19 protein-coding genes, 2 tRNA genes and 1 pseudogene (1 of these 22 running past the window's edge) are annotated in these 20,991 nt (G+C 72.9%); 16 read left to right on the top strand and 6 right to left on the bottom strand.

What is annotated here, in order from left to right; translation table 11 throughout:
* The first annotated feature begins 130 nt into the window (after nt 1-130).
* The 4 genes from O7622_RS27255 (at nt 131) to O7622_RS27240 (ending at nt 3,157) form a co-directional block, all read left to right on the top strand.
* Nucleotides 131-754, top strand: coding sequence for a disulfide bond formation protein DsbA (locus tag O7622_RS27255; RefSeq protein ID WP_282310963.1), 624 nt, complete (start codon nt 131-133; stop codon nt 752-754).
* Between the two features lie 179 nt (nt 755-933).
* On the top strand, nt 934-1,281 hold the full coding sequence (locus tag O7622_RS27250; protein WP_282310962.1) for a hypothetical protein: 348 nt from the start codon (nt 934-936) through the stop codon (nt 1,279-1,281).
* 133 nt (nt 1,282-1,414) lie between these two features.
* Nucleotides 1,415-2,614, top strand: a complete 1,200-nt coding sequence (locus O7622_RS27245; protein WP_282310961.1) for a DUF1015 family protein — start codon at nt 1,415-1,417, stop codon at nt 2,612-2,614.
* Between the two features lie 72 nt (nt 2,615-2,686).
* A complete protein-coding gene (locus O7622_RS27240; protein WP_282310960.1) occupies nt 2,687-3,157 on the top strand; it encodes a ribose-5-phosphate isomerase in 471 nt (156 codons plus the stop codon).
* Between the two features lie 16 nt (nt 3,158-3,173).
* On the opposite strand, the gene O7622_RS27235 is transcribed toward O7622_RS27240, so the two are convergent.
* Together O7622_RS27235 and O7622_RS27230 are read right to left on the bottom strand one after the other, a co-directional pair.
* Nucleotides 3,174-3,434, bottom strand: coding sequence for a hypothetical protein (locus O7622_RS27235; RefSeq protein WP_282314240.1), 261 nt, complete (start codon nt 3,432-3,434; stop codon nt 3,174-3,176).
* Between the two features lie 273 nt (nt 3,435-3,707).
* A complete protein-coding gene (locus O7622_RS27230) occupies nt 3,708-4,928 on the bottom strand; it encodes a GNAT family N-acetyltransferase (protein WP_282310959.1) in 1,221 nt (406 codons plus the stop codon).
* 98 nt (nt 4,929-5,026) lie between these two features.
* Here O7622_RS27230 and O7622_RS27225 point away from each other — a divergent pair, with 98 nt between their 5' ends.
* A complete protein-coding gene (locus tag O7622_RS27225; protein WP_282310958.1) occupies nt 5,027-5,566 on the top strand; it encodes a hypothetical protein in 540 nt (179 codons plus the stop codon).
* Nucleotides 5,567-6,089: 523 nt separating this feature from the next.
* Nucleotides 6,090-7,970: a propionyl-CoA synthetase gene (locus O7622_RS27220; RefSeq protein ID WP_282310957.1), complete on the top strand. Its 1,881-nt coding sequence runs from the start codon at nt 6,090-6,092 to the stop codon at nt 7,968-7,970.
* 37 nt (nt 7,971-8,007) lie between these two features.
* Here O7622_RS27220 and O7622_RS27215 read toward each other — a convergent pair.
* Nucleotides 8,008-8,301: pseudogene (locus O7622_RS27215) on the bottom strand (peptidase M14); the annotation flags it as partial.
* Nucleotides 8,302-8,355: 54 nt separating this feature from the next.
* Nucleotides 8,356-11,280: an Hsp70 family protein gene (locus tag O7622_RS27210; RefSeq protein WP_282310956.1), complete on the bottom strand. Its 2,925-nt coding sequence runs from the start codon at nt 11,278-11,280 to the stop codon at nt 8,356-8,358.
* Nucleotides 11,281-11,408: 128 nt separating this feature from the next.
* Between O7622_RS27210 and O7622_RS27205 the strand changes: the two genes are divergently transcribed.
* The 4 genes from O7622_RS27205 (at nt 11,409) to O7622_RS27190 (ending at nt 14,638) form a co-directional block, all read left to right on the top strand.
* Nucleotides 11,409-12,056, top strand: a complete 648-nt coding sequence (locus tag O7622_RS27205; protein ID WP_282310955.1) for an MOSC domain-containing protein — start codon at nt 11,409-11,411, stop codon at nt 12,054-12,056.
* Nucleotides 12,057-12,085: 29 nt separating this feature from the next.
* Complete coding sequence (locus O7622_RS27200) at nt 12,086-13,114, top strand: questin oxidase family protein (RefSeq protein ID WP_282310954.1); 1,029 nt, start codon at nt 12,086-12,088, stop codon at nt 13,112-13,114.
* 15 nt (nt 13,115-13,129) lie between these two features.
* Complete coding sequence (locus tag O7622_RS27195; RefSeq protein ID WP_282310953.1) at nt 13,130-13,555, top strand: nucleoside deaminase; 426 nt, start codon at nt 13,130-13,132, stop codon at nt 13,553-13,555.
* A 471-nt stretch (nt 13,556-14,026) separates the two neighbouring features.
* Nucleotides 14,027-14,638, top strand: coding sequence for a hypothetical protein (locus O7622_RS27190; RefSeq protein WP_282310952.1), 612 nt, complete (start codon nt 14,027-14,029; stop codon nt 14,636-14,638).
* Nucleotides 14,639-14,840: 202 nt separating this feature from the next.
* Here the strand turns inward: O7622_RS27190 and O7622_RS27185 are convergent.
* Nucleotides 14,841-14,914, bottom strand: a tRNA-Gly gene (locus O7622_RS27185).
* Between the two features lie 297 nt (nt 14,915-15,211).
* Here O7622_RS27185 and O7622_RS27180 point away from each other — a divergent pair.
* The 5 genes from O7622_RS27180 (at nt 15,212) to clpX (ending at nt 19,795) form a co-directional block, all read left to right on the top strand.
* Nucleotides 15,212-15,285, top strand: a tRNA-Pro gene (locus O7622_RS27180).
* A 149-nt stretch (nt 15,286-15,434) separates the two neighbouring features.
* The gene (gene tig / locus O7622_RS27175; protein ID WP_282310951.1) at nt 15,435-16,781 is read left to right on the top strand and encodes a trigger factor; all 1,347 of its coding nucleotides are present in this window, start codon (nt 15,435-15,437) and stop codon (nt 16,779-16,781) included.
* Between the two features lie 175 nt (nt 16,782-16,956).
* Nucleotides 16,957-17,598, top strand: coding sequence for an ATP-dependent Clp protease proteolytic subunit (locus tag O7622_RS27170; protein WP_073830695.1), 642 nt, complete (start codon nt 16,957-16,959; stop codon nt 17,596-17,598).
* Nucleotides 17,599-17,612: 14 nt separating this feature from the next.
* The gene (locus O7622_RS27165; RefSeq protein ID WP_013288034.1) at nt 17,613-18,275 is read left to right on the top strand and encodes an ATP-dependent Clp protease proteolytic subunit; all 663 of its coding nucleotides are present in this window, start codon (nt 17,613-17,615) and stop codon (nt 18,273-18,275) included.
* A gap of 227 nt (nt 18,276-18,502) precedes the next feature.
* Nucleotides 18,503-19,795 (top strand): ATP-dependent Clp protease ATP-binding subunit ClpX, encoded by a 1,293-nt coding sequence (clpX, locus tag O7622_RS27160; protein WP_013288033.1) that lies wholly within the window; start codon nt 18,503-18,505, stop codon nt 19,793-19,795.
* A 24-nt stretch (nt 19,796-19,819) separates the two neighbouring features.
* Here the strand turns inward: clpX and O7622_RS27155 are convergent, their stop codons facing one another.
* Nucleotides 19,820-20,443, bottom strand: a complete 624-nt coding sequence (locus O7622_RS27155) for a helix-turn-helix domain-containing protein (RefSeq protein WP_282310950.1) — start codon at nt 20,441-20,443, stop codon at nt 19,820-19,822.
* Nucleotides 20,444-20,484: 41 nt separating this feature from the next.
* Here O7622_RS27155 and O7622_RS27150 point away from each other — a divergent pair, with 41 nt between their 5' ends.
* Nucleotides 20,485-20,991: the 5' portion of an EamA family transporter gene (locus tag O7622_RS27150; RefSeq protein WP_282310949.1), read on the top strand. Its footprint extends 327 nt past the window's final position; the window shows 507 of its 834 coding nt (coding positions 1-507); its start codon is at nt 20,485-20,487; its stop codon lies off the right edge, out of view.

Raw genomic sequence — 20,991 nt, 5'->3', positions numbered from 1 at the left:
CCATGCACGGACCGCTCCCGGTGGTCGAGGTCACGCTCTCATTCCGGTACCGGGCGACGGGGTACGGGGTGAGGATCGGAGGTGACCGCGCCGGATCCCCGGCGCGACGATGTCGTGAAGGGAAAACACAGTGACCGAACGTGTCACCGCGGACATGTGGTTCGACCCGCTGTGCCCGTGGGCGTGGATCACCTCCCGTTGGCTGCTGGAGGTCGAGCAGGTCCGGGACGTGGACATCCGGTTCCACGTGATGAGCCTGTCCGTGCTCAACGACGGCCGGGAACTGCCGGAGGAGTACCGGAACCTGATGCGCGAAGGCTGGGGCCCGGTACGGGTGTGCATCGCCGTCGAGCAGGCGCACGGCGCCGCGGCGCTGGCGAAGCTCTACACCGCGATGGGCACCCGGATCCACCTCGGCAAGGAGGGCCTGGGCCGGGACATGCTGGTGGGTGCCCTCACCGAGGTGGGCCTGGACCCGGCGCTCGCCGACGCGGCCGAGTCCACCCAGTACGACGAGGCGCTGCGGGCCAGCCACGAGGCGGGCATGCGGCCGGTCGGCACCGACGTGGGCACCCCGGTGATCCACGCCCCGGGTCCGGACGGCGGGCAGGTCGCCTTCTTCGGCCCGGTGATCACCCCGGCACCGAAGGGCGAGGCGGCCGGCCGCCTCTGGGACGGCGTGCTGCTGGTCGCCGGCACCCCCGGCTTCTACGAGCTGAAGCGCACCCGCGAGCAGGGCCCCATCTTCGACTGAGGGGTAAGGAAGGGCCCCCTCTTAACGCCTCAGGTAGAGGAAGGGCCCCTTCTTAACACCGGCAGCGCGCCCCGAGCCCCGCACCCGCCCGTCACCGGGCCGGTGCGGGGCTCGTTTCACCGGGTGTCCCAGCCGACGGCCCGCGGGGCCGCAGCACGGCAGCTCCTGGAGGCGTTCCCATGGCCAAGCACCGCCACATGTCCGACGACGCGCCGCAGCAGGCGACGACCGAGGACTCCGGTGCGACGTACTGGTCGGTGACCGAGAGTGACTGGCCGGCCGGCCCGGCCGAGGTGGCCGGCCTGCTGGCCCCGCCGATCGTGGTCGGCGTGGCCCGGGTGGTGGCCACCTCGCGGATGACACCGCCGGGCGAGAGCGGCCGGCCCGCCCGCGCGCCGTCGCGGTCCGGCCCCGCCGCCCACCCGGCCTCCGCGGGTGCGACGACGGTACGCCTCAACGCCGGCTCCCGCCCGGCACCGCCGGTGCGCCGCCCCGCCCCGGGCCGGCACCGCAACCCCACCGCCTGAGCTGTCCTTCCCGGCGTTAAGAAGGGGCCCTTCCGCTATCGGAGGCGTTAAGAGGGGGCCCTTCCTTTCACCTGGTGGTAAGCGGGTGAGTCCGGCGGCGGGGGCGATCGGGGCCCGGGTAGCGTCAGCGGACATGAAGGTCGTGCATCCGATCAACCGGGCCTGGATCACCACTGGCGGCACCGGCGCGCAGAACTACGACGAGTTCGCCGACGACGCGGAGATCACCTCCATTGTCGAGGCGAATCCGCACAGCGCCCTGGGCATCGAGATGCCCCACCGGGCGCCCGGCAGCCTCGGGAAGTCCTTCCTCGACGCGCTGCCGGACGCGGTGGCGCGCCTGGCCGAGGCGAAGGCCGACGGCAGCTACACGCCCGCCGAGCAGGTGGTGGTGCTCTACCGGATCAGCGCGCCGGGCGAGGAGAGCGCGTACGGGCTGTGGGCCATGGTCGACACCGACCAGATCTCCACCCGCGCCGACGAGCCGGGCCTGGTGATCCGCAACGAGGACGTGTTCATCGCCAAGGTGCGCGAGCGCGTCGCCCTGGCCGAGGCGCTCGGTCACCTGCTCTCGCCCGTACTCCTGCTCCAGACCGGTAGGGGCGACGAGCTGCACGCCGCGCTCGCGGCGGCGACCGACGCGGCCGGCGCGCCCGCCGCGACGGACGTCGACCAGTCCGGCCGGACGCACGCGATCTGGCTGCTCGGGCCGGGCCCGGCGCAGGACGAGCTGACCGCGCTGGCCGGCGGCGGGGAGCTGGTGGTCGCGGACGGCAACCACCGCAGCCTGGCCGCGCAGACCGGCGGTTTCCCGCGCTTCCTGTCGGTGATCACCACGCCCGCATCGGTCGCCATCCAGCCCTACAACCGGCTGGTCAGCGAGCTGACCACCACGCCGGACGAGCTGCTCGACCGGCTGCGCGCGGCGGGCGCGGAGGTCACCCCGGTCGACGGGCCGGTCGGCGTGCCGGCCACCGGCGGCGTCGTGCACCTCTACCTCGGTGGCCGGGGGTACGCGGTGACGCTGCCGCACGTCGGCGCCGCCCGGCTGGAGAACCTCGACCACGCGCTCGTCGAGCGCCTGCTGCTGCGCGACGCGCTGGGCCTCGACCCGGGCGACAAGCGGATCACGTACGTGGGCGGCGACTACCCGGCGAGCTGGCTCGCCGGTGAGGTCGACGCCGGCCGGGCCGAGCTGGCGGTGCTCGTCGCGCCGGTGACTGTCGACGACTTCGTCGCGGTGAACCTGGCCCGGGAGAAGATGCCGCGCAAGAGCACCTGGTTCACTCCGAAGGCGCGGGCCGGCCTGGTCGTGGCCGAGCTGCCGCACTGACCGTGTGACGAATCCGCCTCCGGGCCGCCGCCCGGTCACCGGTCCGGAGGCGGGCCTGTCAGACTGCGCGGTATGCGCGTCTACCTGGGATCCGACCACGCCGGTTTCGAGTTGAAGGTGCACCTCGCCAACCACCTGGCCAAGCAGGGCTACGAGGTGGTCGACGTGGGACCGCACGTCTTCGACCCGGACGACGACTACCCGGCGTTCTGCCTGCACACCGGTGACCGGGTGGTCGGCGACCCGGGCAGCCTCGGCGTGGTGATCGGCGGCTCCGGCAACGGCGAGCAGATCGCGTCGAACAAGGTCGCGGGCGTCCGGGCGGCGCTCGCCTGGAACGTCGACACCGCCCAGCTGGCGCGCGAGCACAACGACGCGAACGTCGTCGCCGTCGGCGCCCGGCAGCACACGCTGGACGAGGCCACAGCGCTCGTCGAGGCGTTCCTCAGCACGCCGTTCTCCGGCAACCCCCGGCACAGCCGGCGCATCGAGCAGGTGGCCGCCTACGAGCAGAGCCGCCGCCTGCCCGAGCTGCCCGCCTGAGCGGACGCCTCCGGGCTCACCGCCCGTTGCGGGGCAGCTCCTCGCGCGGCACCCAGTTGCGGCGGATGAGCACCACGCGCTGTTCGGCCTCGGCGAGGTCGTCCTCGGTGGGGCGGGCGGCGTCCCGTGCCCGCAGCGCGGCCGTCACGCTCACCTGCGACGAGCCGGAGCCGACCAGCCCGCGCAGGCCGCGCTCGCCCTCCTCGGCGGGCGCGGCACGGCGTCCCCGGGGCTCCGGCTCGCCCGGCCGGGCCCCGCGCGCCGGCCGGGGCGCCACGTCGTCGTGTACCGGGGCCGTGCTCGCGCTGGGCCCGTCGGTCTCGGCCGGTGCCCCGGCCTCCCCGTGATGCCGCAGCCGCCGTCGCCGTCGCTCCGCCTCACCCACCCCCCGACCGTACCGTCCCGCACCCACCCGCGCCCCCGCCCGCACGCACCCGCGCTCCGCTGCCCGCACGCACCCGCTCCGCTGCCCGCGATCATGAAGTTGGCCGGGGACAAACCGGACGGTTCGCGCCGCCAACCTCATGATCGACGGGGTGAGAGGTGGCGGTCAGAAGACCTCCATGGGGGAGGGGGTGCGGTGCCAGGTGAAGGCGGGTGTCAGCTCGGTCAAGGTCTGCGGGATCAGCTCCTGGACGCGGCCGGCGGCGGCCAGCGCGTACGGGTTCGCGCCGCCGAGGTACATCTCGCCGAGAGCGCGTACGTCACATGCCAGCCCGGCCGGGGCGGTGGTGGGCGTGCACTCTGCCCCGTCGGGTCCGCCGACCAGACGCCAGCGGCCGGTGTTCTCCTCCAGCAGCTCGTCGGTGACCTCGATCACCACGTCGACGCCGGTGGCGTAGCGCCGGGCGGCGAGCGCGGCCGGCACGTCCACCACCCGTACCCAGAGCGCGTCGGCGAGCTGCGGGGAGAGCTGGCGAGGCTCGTCCACCAGCCGCAGCAGCGGCTCGTCCAGGGCCGCGATCGGGAACGACAGCCGGCGGGTCAGGTCGACCGAGAGCAGCAGCCGCCACAGCGCCGTGTACGCCTCGGGCGTCGCCGCCACCACCTCGCCGACCTGCACCTCCGCCTGCGGCCCGGTGGCCGGCGAGTTGTCCTTCGTCCGGTAGAGCGCGTACCCGTCGAGGCCGTCGGCGCCCTCGTGCAGCAGCACCCGGCGCTCGGTGGCACCGCCCCGGTGCGCCTTGAGGTCCGCCAGCACGTACGACCACCAGCGCTCGTCGCGCCGGGACCAGCCGGGACGTTCGGCGCGGACCCGCTCGTACAGCCGGGCCAGCTCGTCCCGGTGCGCGTCCGGACGGTCCAGTCGCAGCCTGCCCTCGGCGGGCGCCGGTGCGGGCAGCCGCAGGCCGGTGGTGTCCACCGACAGCACGTAGCGCGGGGCCGCCGACCCGTAGCCGAAACGGGGGTAGATGCGGCCCTCGCTGGCCCAGAGCACCGCGATCGGCTCCCGGCCGGCGTCGCGGACGTCCCGCAGCTGGCGCCGCATCAGCCGGGTGAGCAGGCCGCGCCGCCGGTGCGTCGGCGCGACCGCGACCATCGTCACGTGCGCGGCCGGCAGGTCCGCGCCGGGCACCGCGAGGTCGCGGCTGAACGCGGCGGCGTGTGCCACCGCCGTGCCGCCGTCGCGGACCAGCAGCGACCGGTCCGGCTCGAAGATCGGGCGTTCGAGCGCCTGCACCTCGGGGTCGAGCTCGCCGTGGAAGGCCAGCGCCAGCAGCGCCGCGATGTCGTCGAAGTCCTCGGCCCGGGATACCACCACGTCAGTCACGGCACGTGTGTATCGCACCGCGATGGGGGTCGGCACCCTATTTGCGGGCTGGCTACCCTCGGAACCGAGGCCGGAATCGGTCGAGGGGGAGGACGAAGATGGCGGACCAGACACAGCCGTGGGCCGAGCGCACCGTGGAGGTGCCGCCCCAGCCGGGGGTGGTGCCCCCGCAGCGGGACGCGTTCCAGCGCGGGGTGGCGGCTGTCGGTCAGCCGCGCCCGTCGCGTACGCCCCGTACCGAGCAGTTCCCCACCGTCGAGCACGGCGACTGGGCGGCGGAGCCGGCACCCCGCCGGCCGATGAGCTGGCACCTGGCCCAGGCGCGCAAGGGCGGGGAGCTGAGTGCCGCGGGCGCGCTGTTCGCGTTCGTGTGCTGGGGCATCTGGGCGATCTCCGGGCGGGGCAACCTGGTCGCCCCGCTGCTGACGTTCGTGCTCAGCCTGCTCACCGCGGTCGGCCTGTTCGCGCTGGCCCGGCTGCTCGGCCGGCTGATCCTGGAGCGGCAGTTCGGCCGGGTGCGCCGCACCGCCCGGGGCGCCCACCTGGTCACCGCGTTGTTCCTGGTCGGCGTCGGTGTGGCGTATCTCCAGCAGACCGAGTGGGTGGTCTCCGCCTGGAACTGGGTGACCGGCAACTGAGCCGACGGGTCGTCCGTCCGGTACGCGCCGGACGGACGACCCGGGGCGTCGGCGTCAGAAGGCGGTCGGCGAGGACGGGACGGCGGAGGCCGAGGTGGCCGCCGGCCCGGCCGTGGTCGAGGGCTTCCCGTCGCCGCACGCGGCGAGGCCCAGCACGGCGCGCTAGTCGATGCCCGCCATTGATCAAACTCGGTTTGCCCAGGTCGGTCCCGGGATGTGCGGGCGGGCGGCATCCGCGCCGCCCGCCCGCGTGCCCGGCCGCGGTACGCCGCGACACCGGTCGTCGCTCCACCAGGACCGTGCTGCCTTACCCCGCCCCGCGGACTTCATCCGTCGCCCGTTGGGCTGAGCCGTCACCGCTGCTCGTCCGCCTTCGGCGACGCGACCCGGGCCGCCGGAGACGACAGGCGACGGGTACCGCCCACCGCCGTGAGTGGCCGTTCAGCGAGCCGGGGCGTGCTTCCGGCGCACCGGACCCGTCCGGCCGTCGTGCCGGCGCGGCGCCGTGGCGCAGCATGGCGGCATGGGCGCGTATCGATCAGCGTACGAGCGGAGCATCGCCGACCCGGCCGGCTTCTGGCGGGACGCGGCGGCCGACATCGACTGGGTCATCCCGCCGGAGCGCATCCTCGACGAGGAGGCGGCGCCGCTGTACCGCTGGTTCCCCGACGGGGTGCTGAACACCTGCCACAACGCGCTGGACCGGCACGTCGCCGCCGGGCGCGGCGACCAGCCCGCGCTGATCCACGACAGCCCGGTCACCGGCACGGTACGTACCCTCACCTACGCCGAACTGCTCGCCGAGACCGCCCGGTTCGCCGGGGCGCTGCGCCGGCTCGGCGTCGGCCGGGGCGACCGGGTGCTGCTCTACCTGGCGATGGTCCCGGAGGCGGTGATCGCCATGCTGGCCTGCGCCCGGATCGGCGCGGTGCACTCGGTGGTCTTCGGCGGCTTCGCCGCGCACGAGCTGGCCGTCCGGATCGACGACGCGCGCCCGAAGGTGGTGGTGGCGACCTCCTGCGGCATCGAGGCCGACCGGGTGGTGCCGTACCACCCGATCCTGGCCGCCGCGCTGGACGAGGCCGCGCACGCGCCGGAGCACTGCGTGGTGGTGCAGCGTCCGCAGGAGCCGGCCCCGCTGGTGCCGGGCCGCGACCTGACCTGGGCCGAGGTGATGGCGGACGCGGAACCGGCGCCGTGCGAGCCGGTGGCCGCCACCGACCCGCTGTACGTCCTCTACACCTCCGGCACCACCGGCCGGCCCAAGGGCGTGGTGCGGGACAACGGCGGGCACGCGGTGGCGCTGCGGTGGTCGATGCGCCACGTCTATGGCATCGAGCCGGGCGAGGTCTTCTGGGCCGCCTCCGACGTGGGCTGGGTGGTCGGCCACTCCTACATCGTGTACGCGCCGTTGCTCACCGGCGCGACGACGGTGCTCTACGAGGGCAAGCCGGTCGGCACCCCCGACGCCGGGGCGTTCTGGCGGGTCGCCGCCGAGCACCGGGTGGCCGCGCTGTTCACCGCGCCCACCGCGATCCGGGCGATCCGGCGCCAGGACCCGGACGGCAGCCACATCTCCCGGTACGACCTCAGTGCGCTGCGTACCCTCTTCCTCGCCGGCGAGCGGCTGGACCCGGACACCTGGGCCTGGGCGGGGGAGCGGCTCGGCGTACCCGTGGTGGACAACTGGTGGCAGACGGAGACCGGCTGGCCGGTGGCGGCCAACCCGCGCGGCCTGGAGCCGCTGCCGATCAAGCCCGGGTCGCCGACGGTGCCGGTGCCCGGCTACGACGTGCGCGTGGTCGACGGCGCGGGCCGGGACGTGCCGCCCGGCACGGACGGCTCCATCGTGATCCGGCTGCCGCTGCCGCCCGGCTGCCTGCCCACGCTCTGGGGTGACGACGAGCGGTTCGTCCGCTCCTACCTGTCCACCTTCCCCGGCCACTACCTGACCGGCGACGGCGGCCGGTTCGACGAGGACGGCTACCTGTACGTGATGGGCCGCACCGACGACGTCATCAACGTGGCCGGGCACCGCCTGTCCACAGGCGCGATGGAGGAGGTCCTGGCGACGCACCCGGCGGTGGCCGAGTGCGCGGTGATCGGCGTGGCCGACGCGCTCAAGGGACAGGTGCCCAGCGGTTACGTGGTGCTCAAGGCCGGCGCCGACGTGGACCCGGACGCGCTCGCCGCCGAGCTGGTCGCGCTGGTCCGGCAGCGGATCGGCCCGGTGGCGGCGTTCCGCCGGGTGACAGTGGTGCCGGCGCTGCCCAAGACGCGCTCCGGGAAGATCCTGCGCCGCACCATGCGGGGCCTGGTGGAGGGGCGCGACGAGCCGGTGCCGGCGACCATCGACGACCCGGGCGCGCTCGCCGTCTTCCGCGACCTCGGCACCGCGGACTGAGACGGCCGGGCCGGCCGCGCCCGGACGGACCGATGCGCATCAGACCGCCGGCGTACTCCTGCGCCTCGGCGTGCGCCTCGTCGAACGGCGGCTGGAAGCCGACGCCCTCCCACTGGCCGGTGGCCTCGTTCCACCTGTCGTTTCCGACCTCGAAGCCCCAGGCGAAGATGCCCAGCTCGTAGTGGAGCTGGTCGGCCGAGTTGCCGGCCGCCGAGTAGAGCACGTCGGCGACCGGGCCGGTCTGCGACGGCCAGGTGACGGTGCCGCGCTCGGCCGCGATCGCGCCGACGATGCGCCGCGCGCTGCCCAGGAACAGCGTCGACTCGTCGATCTCTCTGCCGTTCACACCAGCCGAGGCATCGATCGCTGTCAAGCTCACTTCCGGTCAGCCGGCGAACCGGTACAACCGGAACTCCTTCTCCGCGCCGCACACCAGCATCTCGGTGTTCCACGAGCAGGACTCGCTGCGGATCTGCTTGAGCTGCCCCATCTCGACCGGCTTGCCGTCCACAGCCGTCCCGGCGAGGACGCGGTCGTCCTCGTATGCGCTCGGCGCCTCGGAGAAGATCAGCAGGTTGCCGGCGTCCAGCCGGACCGCCGTCCCGTCCCGGTCGCGCAGCACCGCCGTGCCGTCCGGCGCGAACAGCGTCACCGCGTCCGGCGAGTCCCGCCCGGCCAGCACGTGCTCACCCACCGGCACCAGCGACTCGGCCCTCGGCGCCGGCCACTGCCGGCTGCCCTCACCCTCGGTCGCCGCCACCACCCGGGTGTCGTCGGCGCCGCTGCCGGGCGTCTCCAGCAGGCACACCCGACGCTCCCCGCAGGTGACGAGATCCTTCACCCGGCCGCCCTGCTCCGGCGCCTCGTACAGCACGCTCGGCGTGCCGAGACCGCCCAGGTCGTAGGCGAGCAGCCGCAGACCGCGCTCGTTCTCCGCCACGTACAGCCGGTCGTCGCGGGCGGCCACCGGATAGTCGAGCCCGGCGACGTTGCCCCGGTTCTTGAGGATCTTCCCGCTGTGCATGTCCACGACCCGGACCGACCGGTCCGCGCCGACCTGCACGAGCCGCTCCGCCCTCCCCGCCCACGGTGCGTTCGGCGAGCCCTCGGCGTTCCCGGGCCCGTCCAGTGCCGCGCCGGTGCCGACCGGGACCACCTTCGTGCGCGCGTCGCCGTACTCGGTGCGCGGGTTGGGCCGTTCCCACCGCTGCCGGCCGTCGTCCAGCCGCAGCCCGACCAGGCGTTCGCCGGTGCGGTCCAGCCGGACCATCGTGTCGGGCCCGAGGTACAGGGTGTCGTCGCGGCCGACGTCGGTCCGCCAGCGCTGCTTGCCGGAATCGTCGTCGAGCACCGCGAGCACGCGGGGGGTGTCGCTTCCGGTGGCGTCGCCGAGGACGAGCAGCCCGTCGGGCAGCGCCCGGATCCCCGCCCACCGCTGCGCTGTCGCGTCGGTCCGCTTCTCCCAGACCGTCCGGCCGGTGGCCGCCTCGACGGCTGTCACGTGCAGGTGGCCGTCGGGCAGCGAACGGGCCAGGTAGGCGCGTTCCCCGAGCGTCGCGGTGAACATCTGGTCCGGCCGAGTGTCACCGGCGGACACCGTCCTCACCAGCTCCGCGGTGTGGAAGTCCAGCGCCGGATGCCGGTCCCGGAACACCCAGAGCAGCACCGACGCCGCCACGGCGACGACCACGAGACCCGCGCCGAACGCGATCCACCGGCCGCGCCGGGGCCGGCCGCCGCCGGGCCGGACGCCGCCCGGCGCGGGGGAGAACGGCGCCCCGGGTACGCCGGGCTGCCAGCCGCCGCCGGGCGGGGGAGCGGACGGTCCGGGTACGCCGTAGCCCGCGGCCGGGTGCGGCGGAACCGGCCCGTGGGCGGGCGGCATGTGGTCGTACCTCGTGGGCTGTGGCGGAACCGGGCCCGGCGTGCCGTCGTACCTCGTGGCGGCTGTCTGCGGGACGGGGCCGTCGGCGACCAGCGTGCCGTGCGGTCCGGCGGACGCCGCGTCCGGACCGCCGAGCGGCGCGGCCGGGTTCGGCCTCGTCGCACCGGCGGGGACCGTGGCGGCGTCGGTCCCGCCCGCGGCCGGCGCGGGCCGTGTCGATTCGGGTTGCGTCGGCGCGGGTGGTGCCGGCGCGGCCTGGACCGGCACGCCGGGACGACCGGGCCGCCTGGGCAGCGGCAGGTCGGTGAGCGCGCCCTCGGCGACAGGCATCTCCGGCTGTTCCAGCACCGTCGGCGCGATGCCCAGCTCGGCGTGCAGCAGCCGGGCCACCAGCGGCACCCGGGTCGACCCGCCGACCAGGAACAGGCCGGAGAGCTGCTCCGGACGCAGCCCGGCGGCGGCGGTCACCTCGCGGGTCTCCGTCACCGCCCGGGCCAGCAGCGGCGCGGCGAGGCGTTCGAAGTCCTCCCGGGACAGCGGGACCGCCGCCTCCACCCCCGGTACGGCGATCGGCGCCACGATGGCCCGGGACAGCATCTCCTTCGCGCCGCGCACGTTGTCCCACAGTTGCTGGCGGTCCCGCCGCTCGGCGGTGGTCGCCGGGTCGGCCAGCCGGGCCCACTCGCGCGGATGGGCCGGGCCGACCAGCTCGCCGAGCCGACCGAGCAGGGCCGCGTCCAGGTCGAGACCGCCGAGGTCGGGGATCCCGCCGGTGGCGACCAGCTGGAAGCCGGAGTCGCCCCACGGGTCGGCGCCCTCGTTGCGCAGCACCGCGACGTCGAGCGTGCCGCCGCCGAAGTCGAACACCGCGACCGCGCCGCCCACCGGCACCGGCCGGCGCAGCACCTGCGTGAAGTAGCGCGCCGCGGCCACCGGCTCACGCAGCAGGCGGGTGCCGGGCGCGATCGGCCCGGCCAGCGTGTGCTCGGCCGCCGCCGGCCAGCCGGCGAGTTCCAGCGCGTCGTGCAGCACCTGACGGCGCGCCGGCGTCCAGGCCGCCGGATGGGTGACCACCGCCGGGGGCAGCATCCCGACCGCCGCCACCGCCGCGTCCGCGACCGCGCGCAGCGTCGCGGCCAGCAGCTCCGCCGGCCGGTACGCCCGCCCGCCCAGCTCCACTGTCTCCTCGTCGACCCGGCGCTTCGGGTTCGGCTCGTAGCCGGCCGGGTCGGCCTGGGCCAGGCGCTGCGCGTCCCGACCGACGTGCAGGTGACCGTCCGCGTCGGCGTACACGCCGGACGGCATGATCGGGTGGCCGTCGACGAGCACCGGGCGGGTCCGCCCGTCCGGCCAGCGCAGCACCGCCACCGTGTTCGAGGTGCCGAGGTCCACGCCGAGGGCGAAACCGTCCTGCTGGCCTGCCATCCGCGGCTACCTCCACCACCCGACGAGGATGTCCGGCCCGCATCGTACGCAGGCCGCGCCGCCTCGCCGTGCACCCGGCCCGGGGAATGGACTGGCCCGTCCGGCCCCGGCCGCATACCGTCGCCGTCATGAGGGTGATCTCCGTCAACGTGGGCCGACCGCGACCGAACCCGTGGAAGGGGAGCGGCGTCACAGGCATCGACAAGCGGCCCGTGGACGGCCGGGTCGCCGTCACCGCGCCCGGCCCCAAGGGCACCGGCGACGTCGGGCTCGCCGGTGACCGGGTCTACGACGTAGCCCACCACGGCGGCACCGACCAGGCGGTCTACGCGTACGCGCGGGAGGACCTCGACCACTGGGAGGCCGAGCTGGGCCGCCCGCTCGCCGACGGCAGCTTCGGGGAGAACCTGACCACCGGCGGGCTGGACGTCAACGGAGCGCTGATCGGCGAGCGGTGGCGGATCGGGCCGGACCTGGTGCTGGAGGTTTCCTGCCCGCGCATCCCCTGCGGCACGTTCCAGGGGTGGCTGGGCGAACGCGGCTGGATCAAGCGGTTCACCGAGGAGGTACGGCCCGGGGCGTACCTGCGGGTGGTCACGCCGGGCGGCGTCGGCGCCGGAGACCCGGTCGAGGTCGTGCACCGGCCCGACCACGACGTGACGGCGGCGCTGGTGTTCCGGGCCACGACGCTGGAGACGGAGCTGCTGCCCCGGCTGCTGGTGGCCGACGCGCTCCCCGAGGAGGAGATGGCGCGGATCCGCCGCCGCTTGACCTGAACCGAACTTCAGGTCGGACGCTTCCCGGTGTGCTGAACTCCGTACTCGACGAGGCGTACGAGCGCGTACGCCACACCGGTCCCGAGCGCGACGGGTGGCTGTCCAACCACGTGCCGATGGCGGCGGAGGCCCTGGTGCGCCACGGCCACGGGCGGGCGGTGCACCGCTGGATCGACGCGTACTCCGACCGGCTGGAGGAACGCCCCCGCGGCATCCGGCGCATCACCGCCGACGAGTGGCGTGACCCGCTCGGCGACCCGGTGCGCACCGGTGACTGGCTCGACCTCTTCGACCGCGAGCTGGCCGGCGACCCGTGGCGCGACGTGCTGGCCCGCTGGTGGCCGCGCCTGCTGCCGGGCATCGCCGCCGGGGCCACCCACGGTGTCATCCGGGTCGGCCACGCCGTGCGCGCGCTCCTCGACGCCGAGACCGGACCGCGGGTGGCCGAACTCGGCCAGGGGCTCGCCTACTGGGCCGCCCGCTGGCAGCCGATCGCCCCGCCCGGCACCGGGCCGTACCCCGGAACCGATGCCCGGTCCGCGCTCGACGCGGTGCCCCGCGTACCCGATCAGCGGTTCGGCATCCGGTCCCGCCTGGCGCAGCTGGCCGACCTGGACCGATGGCCGGCCGCCGCGGCGGCCGTGCCCGGCGCCGCCGCCGACGTGCCCACCCGGCTCGCCGCTGTCGTCGACGCCGCCGTGGTCCGGCACGGCACGCACGGGTACGCCGGTCCCGTGATGCTCGTGCACGCCGCCACCGCGCCGAACGCAGTCCTGCGTACGCTGCCGGCCCTGCCGCCGACGCTGTGGCAGCCGAGCCTGGCCGCCGCCTGGGCGGCGACCGCCGCCGTCACCGCCGCCTACGCCCCGGCCGGGGCCCGTTCCCTCCCGCCGGCCGCCGGGCCGGACCTCGACGAGGTCATGGCGCGGGCGCTGGACACCGGGGACGCGCACGCGATCAAATTCATCGACACCCTGAGCGACGCGTACGCCCGCAGCGGCGACCCGGCTCTGCTCGCCGTCGCCGTCCGATCCGTCGAGCAGATCGCCGCGGACTGAACACGTGGAGGGCTGATGACACCCGACGACGAGGCGTTCCTGCGCCGCGCCGTGGAACTCGCCGGCCGGGCCGGCGCGTCCGGCGAGCGGCCGTTCGCGTCGCTGCTCGTCGGCGCGGACGGCACCGTCCTGGTCGAGGACCACAACACTGTGGTCTCCGACCGGGACGTCACCGCCCACCCGGAGCTGAAACTGGCCCGCTGGGCCGCCCGGCAGCTCGCTCCCGAGGCGGCGGTCGCGACCACCATGTACACCAGTTGCCAGCCCTGCCCGATGTGCACAGTCGCGATCAACGCATCAGGCCTCGGCCGGGTCGTCTACGCGCTGTCTACCGAGCAGTTCGAGCAGGTCAAGCCCGCGACGTCCGCGACGCGCCCGGTGCGGTACGACGGGCCGGCGCTGTTCGACGAGGCACGCCGGCCGATCGAGGACCACTACTAGGCAGGCCGGTGATGTGAGGAGAAGCTTCACGCTTGCCTCCGGTACGTAGCGGTCATGACGTTCTCCCCGAGAGTCGTGAGATCGGGTACACGGGAATGCAGACCGGACGCGGTAACGAAACTCGTCGCTGTCGCCCAGGGGCTGCGGACGGCTGCCGGATCCGGCTGCCGGTAATGCGGACGGCACGGATGACCTTGCGCATTACGAGATCAAGATGGGGCGAGCCGCCGGCCTGCGCACGTGGGCTCCTGGTTGCCGGTCAGATCCCCCGAATCCGTCCGCTTTCAGACTGTCCGCTTGGGAATTCCCGATCCCTGGCAAGCCACAGTCTCCGTGGCCTGGTCCCGGCAGTCTCGCGTGGCCTCGGCCGGCCCCTGACGTCCTCGCCCAAAGGCACGCCAACGGCACGGTTCCCGATCTCGGCTGTACAGCCGGTCGATGCGTGGCCAGGGAGAGCCCTAGGCTGACGCCATGTCGGCGGAGCACGAAGTGATTGACCTGGACGAACACGATCACCGGCCGGCGGATTCGGACGGCACTGTCCCTGACCGCCTCGTGTCCAGACGAACAATGAATGTACGGCTCGTTGCTGCCTTGGTGATCGGCGTTGTGCTCGGCGGTGCCGGCGCGAGCGAGCTGCGAGTCTCGCGGGACGAGCGGGAGCGGAATGCTTCGGTCGTACTCGTGGCCTTACCTGAAGACAGCGTCAGCGGGGATTCGGGTACCGAAGTCCTGGGCGTCATCCAGCTGGACGGGCAGCTGGCAGTGATCAACGCCGGTCCCGCGCCGATCACGGTCGGTGCGGCTGCCGGTCAACGACCGGGCATACAGGTCCGTGACACCGGCCAGTCGAAGCTGCTACGCCCCGGCGGTACCGGCTGGATCGATGTCAAGGTACGCATCGAGTGCTCTAGTTCTACCGCGTTCGAGAGCGAGCCGTTGTCGATACGGTCCTCGGTCGAGACCGCCGATCGGCGGATCAGAGAGGTCAACTACCCCGTCGCTGTAAAAGGAGGCGCCTGGGACCGGGCGGCCGAGATGCCATGCGCGTACCTCAGTTACGCGGGGAAACGCGGCGGCTAACGCATGGGTCACAGCACCATGCGGGCGGCTCTGCTCTATCAGCACGCTACCAGCGAGCGCGATCGTGAGATCGCTTCGGCGCTGCATCGCCGGATCGCTGGGACAGGCTGACACCGCCGGTGAATGGCGCAAGGCCGACAATGGGCAGGAATGCGAAAGGCCCAGGTGCCGTGACCATGCGGTCTGCCTGGGCCTTCGTCGGTGGAGCGGGCGACGGGAATCGAACCCGCACCGTCAGTTTGGAAGACTGAAGCTCTGCCATTGAGCTACGCCCGCGCGCACCCCGCCATCGCGGGGCGCGCCGACAGCGTACCGAATCACCCCCGCCGCCGTGCAGCGCGTACCCGCGTACGCCGCCGACCGTCAAGATCCACACAACTTCGGCGAGGTGGCGCCTTCCTGCACCCCTGGACCCAGCCACTTCCCCGAAGTGGCGCCCGGCAACGCCCGGCAACGCGCCCGGCAACGCCCGGCAACGCGCCCGGCGGCGCCCGGCGCCACCGGGCACACGCGCGGGCCGCGCCCCCGGTCACCCCAGCGGGTGGCCGGACGGCATACACTCTTCGTCGCCACCGGGGTGTGGCGCAGCTTGGTAGCGCACTCGCTTTGGGAGCGAGGGGCCGTGGGTTCAAATCCCGCCACCCCGACTGTCGTTCGCGACCGGATCGTCCCGGGAACCGCCGGTTTTTTCCGCGCGGTGCCCGGGCCCTGCCGATGCCGTCGGCCGGCTCGCCTACACTCGATGCGCGCAATCACGCCCCAGAATCAACACCCGGATCCGTCAAGGAGTACGCCTGTGAAGAGCACCGTCGAGACTCTGAGCCCGACGCGCGTGCGGCTCGCCATCGAGGTGCCGTTCGTCGAGCTCGAGCCGAGCCTCAAGAAGGCGTACCGGGAGATCGGCCAGCAGGTCCAGGTTCCCGGCTTCCGCCGGGGCAAGGTCCCGTCCGCCGTGATCGACCAGCGGGTCGGCCGGGGCACAGTGCTCAACGAGGCGGTGCAGGAGGCGATCCCGCAGAACATCCTCGCCGCGGTCCGGGAGCACGACCTGAAGACGCTCGGCCGTCCCGAGGTCGAGATCACCGAGTTCGCCGACGGCGACTCGCTCAACTTCACCGCCGAGGTGGACGTCCGGCCGGAGATCACCCTGCCGGACCCGGCCACCATCGAGGTGACCGTCGACGAGATCCAGATCGCCGACAGCGAGATCGACGAGCAGATCAACAGCCTGCGCGAGCGGTTCGCCACGCTGAAGACCGTCGAGCGGGCCGCCCAGGACGGCGACTTCGTGCAGATCGACCTGAACGCCACTGTCGACGGCGAGGAGGTCCCAGGCGGTTCGGCGAGCAACATCTCGCACGAGGTGGGCAGCAAGCAGCTCCTGCCGGGTCTGGACGAGGCGCTGGTCGGCCTGGCCGCCGGCGACAGCACCACCTTCACCACGCAGCTCGTCGGCGGCGACTACGCCGGCCGCGACGCCGACGTGGCGGTGACCGTCCGCACGGTCAAGGAGAAGGAGCTGCCCGAGCTCAACGACGACTTCGCGCAGATGGCCAGCGAGTTCGACACCATCGACGAGCTGCGCGGCGACCTGCGGGAGCGGGTCACCCGCGGCAAGCAGGTCGAGCAGATCTACGCCGCCCGTGACAAGGCCCTGGAGCAGATGGTGGCCGCCGCCGAGGTGCCGGCGCCCGAGGGCGTCGTCAAGGAGGAGGTCGAGAGCCGCAAGGCCGCGATGGTCGACCAGCTCGAGCGCATCGGCGCCTCCCTGGAGGAATACCTCGCGGCGGAGGAGAAGACCGAGGAGCAGATCGACACCGAGCTGACCGAGGCGGCGACCGACGGCGTCAAGATCCAGCTCCTGCTGGACACCCTGGCCGACGCCGAGGACGTGCAGGTCTCCGACGACGAGTTCGGTCACGAGATCGTGCACCGGGCGCAGCGCGCCGGCATGGCCCCGCAGCAGTACTACGACCAGCTGGTCCGCTCCGGCGCCGCCGCGGCCGTCTTCGGCGACGTCCGCCGGGGCAAGGCGCTCGCCGCGGTGATGGAGAAGATCAAGATCAAGGACTCGGTGGGCAACGAGGTCTCCCTCGACGCGCTGCGGGCCCAGAACGAGGCCGAGCACGACCACCAGCACTGACCATCGGGGGTGTCGGCCGCCGTCCCGCGCTGCGCGCCGGGAGGCGGCCGAAACCCTTTCCGGGGTACGCCGTGCGGGTGACTGCGCTGAGAGCGAACAGTGCCCCGACCGGGAGTACGCCTCCCGGCTGAGCGGTTAGTGTCGGGTAGGACGGTACGGAGAGCGAAGGGCTGCCATGACCGACATGCACATCCCCAAGAAGTCGCTCCGGGTGAACGAGGCCCGCGGTGGCGACTCCATTGGCAACCTCGACGACTCGGTCTACAACCGGTTGCTCAAGGAACGGATCATCTTCCTGGGCAGTGAGGTGAACGACCAGGTGGCCAACCGCATCTGCGCGCAGCTCCTGCTGCTCGCCGCGGAGGACCCGGACCGCGACATCTTCCTCTGGATCAACTCGCCGGGTGGCTCGGTCTACTCCGGCATGGCGATCTACGACACCATGCAGTACATCGACAACGACGTCTCGACGGTGGCGATGGGCATGGCGGCCTCGATGGGCCAGCTACTGCTCTGCGCGGGCACCAAGGGCAAGCGCTACGCCCTGCCGCACGCGCGGATCATGATGCACCAGCCGTCGGGCGGCCTCGGCGGCACCGCGTCGGACATCGCGATCCAGGCCGAGCAGATGCTCTACACCAAGCGGATGTTCCAGGAGCGGGTCGCGTTCCACACCGGCCAGGCCCAGGCCCAGATCGAGGCGGACTCGGACCGTGACCGCTGGTTCACCGCCCAGGAGGCCATGGACTACGGCTTCATCGACAAGGTGATCATCGGGGCCGCGCAGGTTCCGGATGGCGCCGGGACCCTGAGCTGACCGAGGAGCTGACGATGACCGACCTGAGCCTGCCGCCCCAGTTCGCGGCCGTGCACAACCGCTACGTCCTGCCGTCGTTCGTCGAGCGCACGTCGTACGGGATGAAGGAGTCCAACCCGTACAACAAGCTCTTCGAGGACCGGATCATCTTCCTCGGCGTCCAGGTGGACGACGCGTCGGCCAACGACGTGATGGCCCAGTTGCTGACGCTGGAGGGCACCGACCCGGACCGCGACATCATCATGTACATCAACTCGCCCGGTGGCTCCTTCACCGCCATGACGGCGATCTACGACACCATGCAGTACGTCCGCCCGGACATCCAGACCGTCTGCCTCGGGCAGGCGGCGAGCGCGGCGGCGGTGCTGCTCTCCGCGGGCACCCCGGGCAAGCGGATGGCGCTGCCCAACTCCCGGATCATCATCCACCAGCCGGCCACCGAGGGCGGTTACGGCCAGGGCTCGGACATCGAGATCCAGGCGCGGGAGATCCTGCGGATGCGGACGCAGCTGGAGGACATGCTCTCCCGGCACTGCAACCGCCCGATCGAGCAGGTCCGCAAGGACATCGACCGTGACAAGATCATGACGGCCGAGGAGTCCAAGGAGTACGGGCTGGTCGACACGATCCTGACCAGCCGCAAGAAGGGTCTGCTGGCGTCGCACGCCGCGGGCTGAGCAACGTGTGGTCGGAGGTCGGTCGGGGTATCGTTCCCGGTCGACCTCTGACACACCCGTTTTGGGGGTCGGAGAAAACCCGGCCACCGGGTAACGTCGGGTCTGTACCGCTCCGCCGGTCGGATCAGGTGGAGCCGACAGCATGGTGGGACGACAGGACGGACGGGCGCTCCGGCGCTCGCAGGTCAGGGCCGGCGTTCCGGCCGACGAGTGCAGGGAGAACGTAGGTGGCACGGATCGGTGACGGCGGCGACCTACTGAAGTGCTCGTTCTGCGGCAAGTCGCAGAAGCAGGTCAAGAAGCTCATCGCGGGCCCTGGTGTCTACATCTGCGACGAGTGCATCGACCTCTGCAACGAGATCATCGAAGAGGAGCTGGCCGAGTCCGGCGAGGTGAAGTGGGAAGAGCTTCCCAAGCCGATGGAGATCTGCCAGTTCCTCGACAACTACGTCGTCGGTCAGGAGCAGGCCAAGAAGGCGCTCGCCGTCGCGGTCTACAACCACTACAAGCGGATCCAGGCCGAGGCCGCGGGCGCGCCGGGCTCCGGCACGGACGGCGTCGAGCTGGCCAAGTCGAACATCCTGCTGCTCGGCCCGACCGGCTGCGGCAAGACGCACCTGGCGCAGACGCTCGCCCGGATGCTCAACGTCCCGTTCGCGATCGCCGACGCCACCGCGCTCACCGAGGCGGGCTACGTCGGTGAGGACGTCGAGAACATCCTGCTGAAGCTGATCCAGGCCGCCGACTACGACATCAAGCGCGCCGAGACGGGCATCATCTACATCGACGAGGTCGACAAGATCGCCCGCAAGTCGGAGAACCCGTCGATCACCCGTGACGTCTCCGGCGAGGGCGTGCAGCAGGCGCTGCTGAAGATGCTCGAAGGCACAGTCGCCAACGTGCCGCCGCAGGGCGGGCGTAAGCACCCGCACCAGGAGTTCATCCAGATCGACACCACGAACGTGCTGTTCATCTGCGGTGGCGCGTTCGCCGGGCTCGACCAGATCATCGAGGCCCGCACCGGCTCCGGCGGCACCGGCTTCGGCGCCCGGCTCCGGTCGGTGTCCGAGCGGTCGACCGACGACATCTTCAGCCAGGTCATGCCGGAGGACATGCTGAAGTTCGGGCTCATCCCCGAGTTCATCGGCCGGCTTCCGGTGATCACCAACGTGCGCAGCCTCGACCGCAGCGCCCTGGTGCGGATCCTGACCGAGCCGCGCAACGCGCTGGTCCGGCAGTACCAGCGCCTGTTCGAGCTGGACGGCGTCGAGCTGGAGTTCGAGCAGCCCGCGCTGGAGGCCATCGCCGACCAGGCCATGCTCCGCGGCACCGGCGCCCGCGGCCTGCGGGCGATCATGGAAGAGGTGCTCCTCTCCGTGATGTACGAGGTGCCGAGCAACCCCGACGCCGCCCGGGTGCTGATCACCCGCGAGGTCGTCCTGGAGAACGTCAACCCGACGATCGTGCCCCGCGAGTTCACCGGCCGGCGCCGGCGGGACCGCGAGGAGAAGTCGGCCTGATCGCCTTTCGCGACCGCGCCCGGGTCAGCTCGGGCGCGGTCCGCGTGAACGGGTCCGCCGGTCCCACTCGCCCGACGGGGTGACCACCACCATCATCAGGCGCACCGGCCCGTCACCGGCCGTGCGATAGCCGTGCTCCCGGTCGGCGTGGAACTCGACCGTCTCGCCGGCGCGTACGTCGTGGTCGACGCCGTCCACTGTGACTGTCGCGACGCCGTCGAGCACGTGCAGGATCTCCCGGGTGCCGTGGGCGTGGTCGGGGGACCGCAACGCCTCCCCGGGTTCCATCCGCCAGTCCCACAGCTCGACCAGGTCGGGTTCGCCGAGGCCGCTGAGCAGACGCGCCAGTCCGCCGTGCGGGCCGCGCCACAGCACCGGCACCTGGTCGGCCGCGCTGACCCGCACCGTGCTCTGTTCGGCCGGCTCCAGCAGCCGGGCGATGCTGACGCCGAACGCGTCGGCGACCCGGCAGAGCGTGCCGATGCTCGGGTTGGTGCGCGCCCCCTCGATCTGCACGAGCATGCCCTTGCTGACCCCGGACCGGCCGGCCAGTTCCTCGAACGACCAGCCGCGTGCCGCTCGCAGCTCACGTACCTGGCGGGCGACGGCTGAGGTCACCGCGCCGACCCGTCCACCGGTATCGGTCATCACACTGTCCTTCACGGTCACTATTGTGGTACGACGGCGGGGTGCTGCCCATTGTCCTCGCCGCCGTGTCCGCGCTCGCCTTCGGCACTGCCGACTTCGCCGGCGGCAAGGCGTCCCGACGTGCCGATCCGATCGCCGTGACTGTGGTGTCGCAGATCCTCAGCGTTCCGCTGCTGCTCGTACTCGTCCTCGTGGTGCCCGGCACGCCGAGCCCGCTCGACCTGGGGTGGGGACTGCTCGCCGGCGTGGCGGGCGCGGGCGGCGTCATGCTGCTCTACCGCGCTCTCGCCACCGGTGTGATGGCTGTCGTCGCGCCGGTCACCGCGATCACCGCGGCGATCGTGCCGATCGTCGCCGGCCTGGTCCTCACACACTCGCCGGGCGCAGTAGCGCTCGGCGGCGCCGGGCTCGCCGTGGTCGCCATCGGGCTGGTCAGCCTGGGGGAGCGCGGCGAGGCACGCCGCGTCTCCGGCCGCGTGATCGGCATGGCACTGGCCGCCGGACTGCTCTTCGGCGTCTTCTTCGCGCTGCTCGGCCAGGCCGACGAG

The sequence above is a fragment of the Micromonospora sp. WMMD1076 genome, from assembly GCF_029581475.1.
In the GTDB taxonomy this organism is placed as follows: Bacteria; Actinomycetota; Actinomycetes; order Mycobacteriales; family Micromonosporaceae; genus Micromonospora; species Micromonospora aurantiaca.
This window is presented reverse-complemented; position numbering and strand designations above follow the sequence as displayed.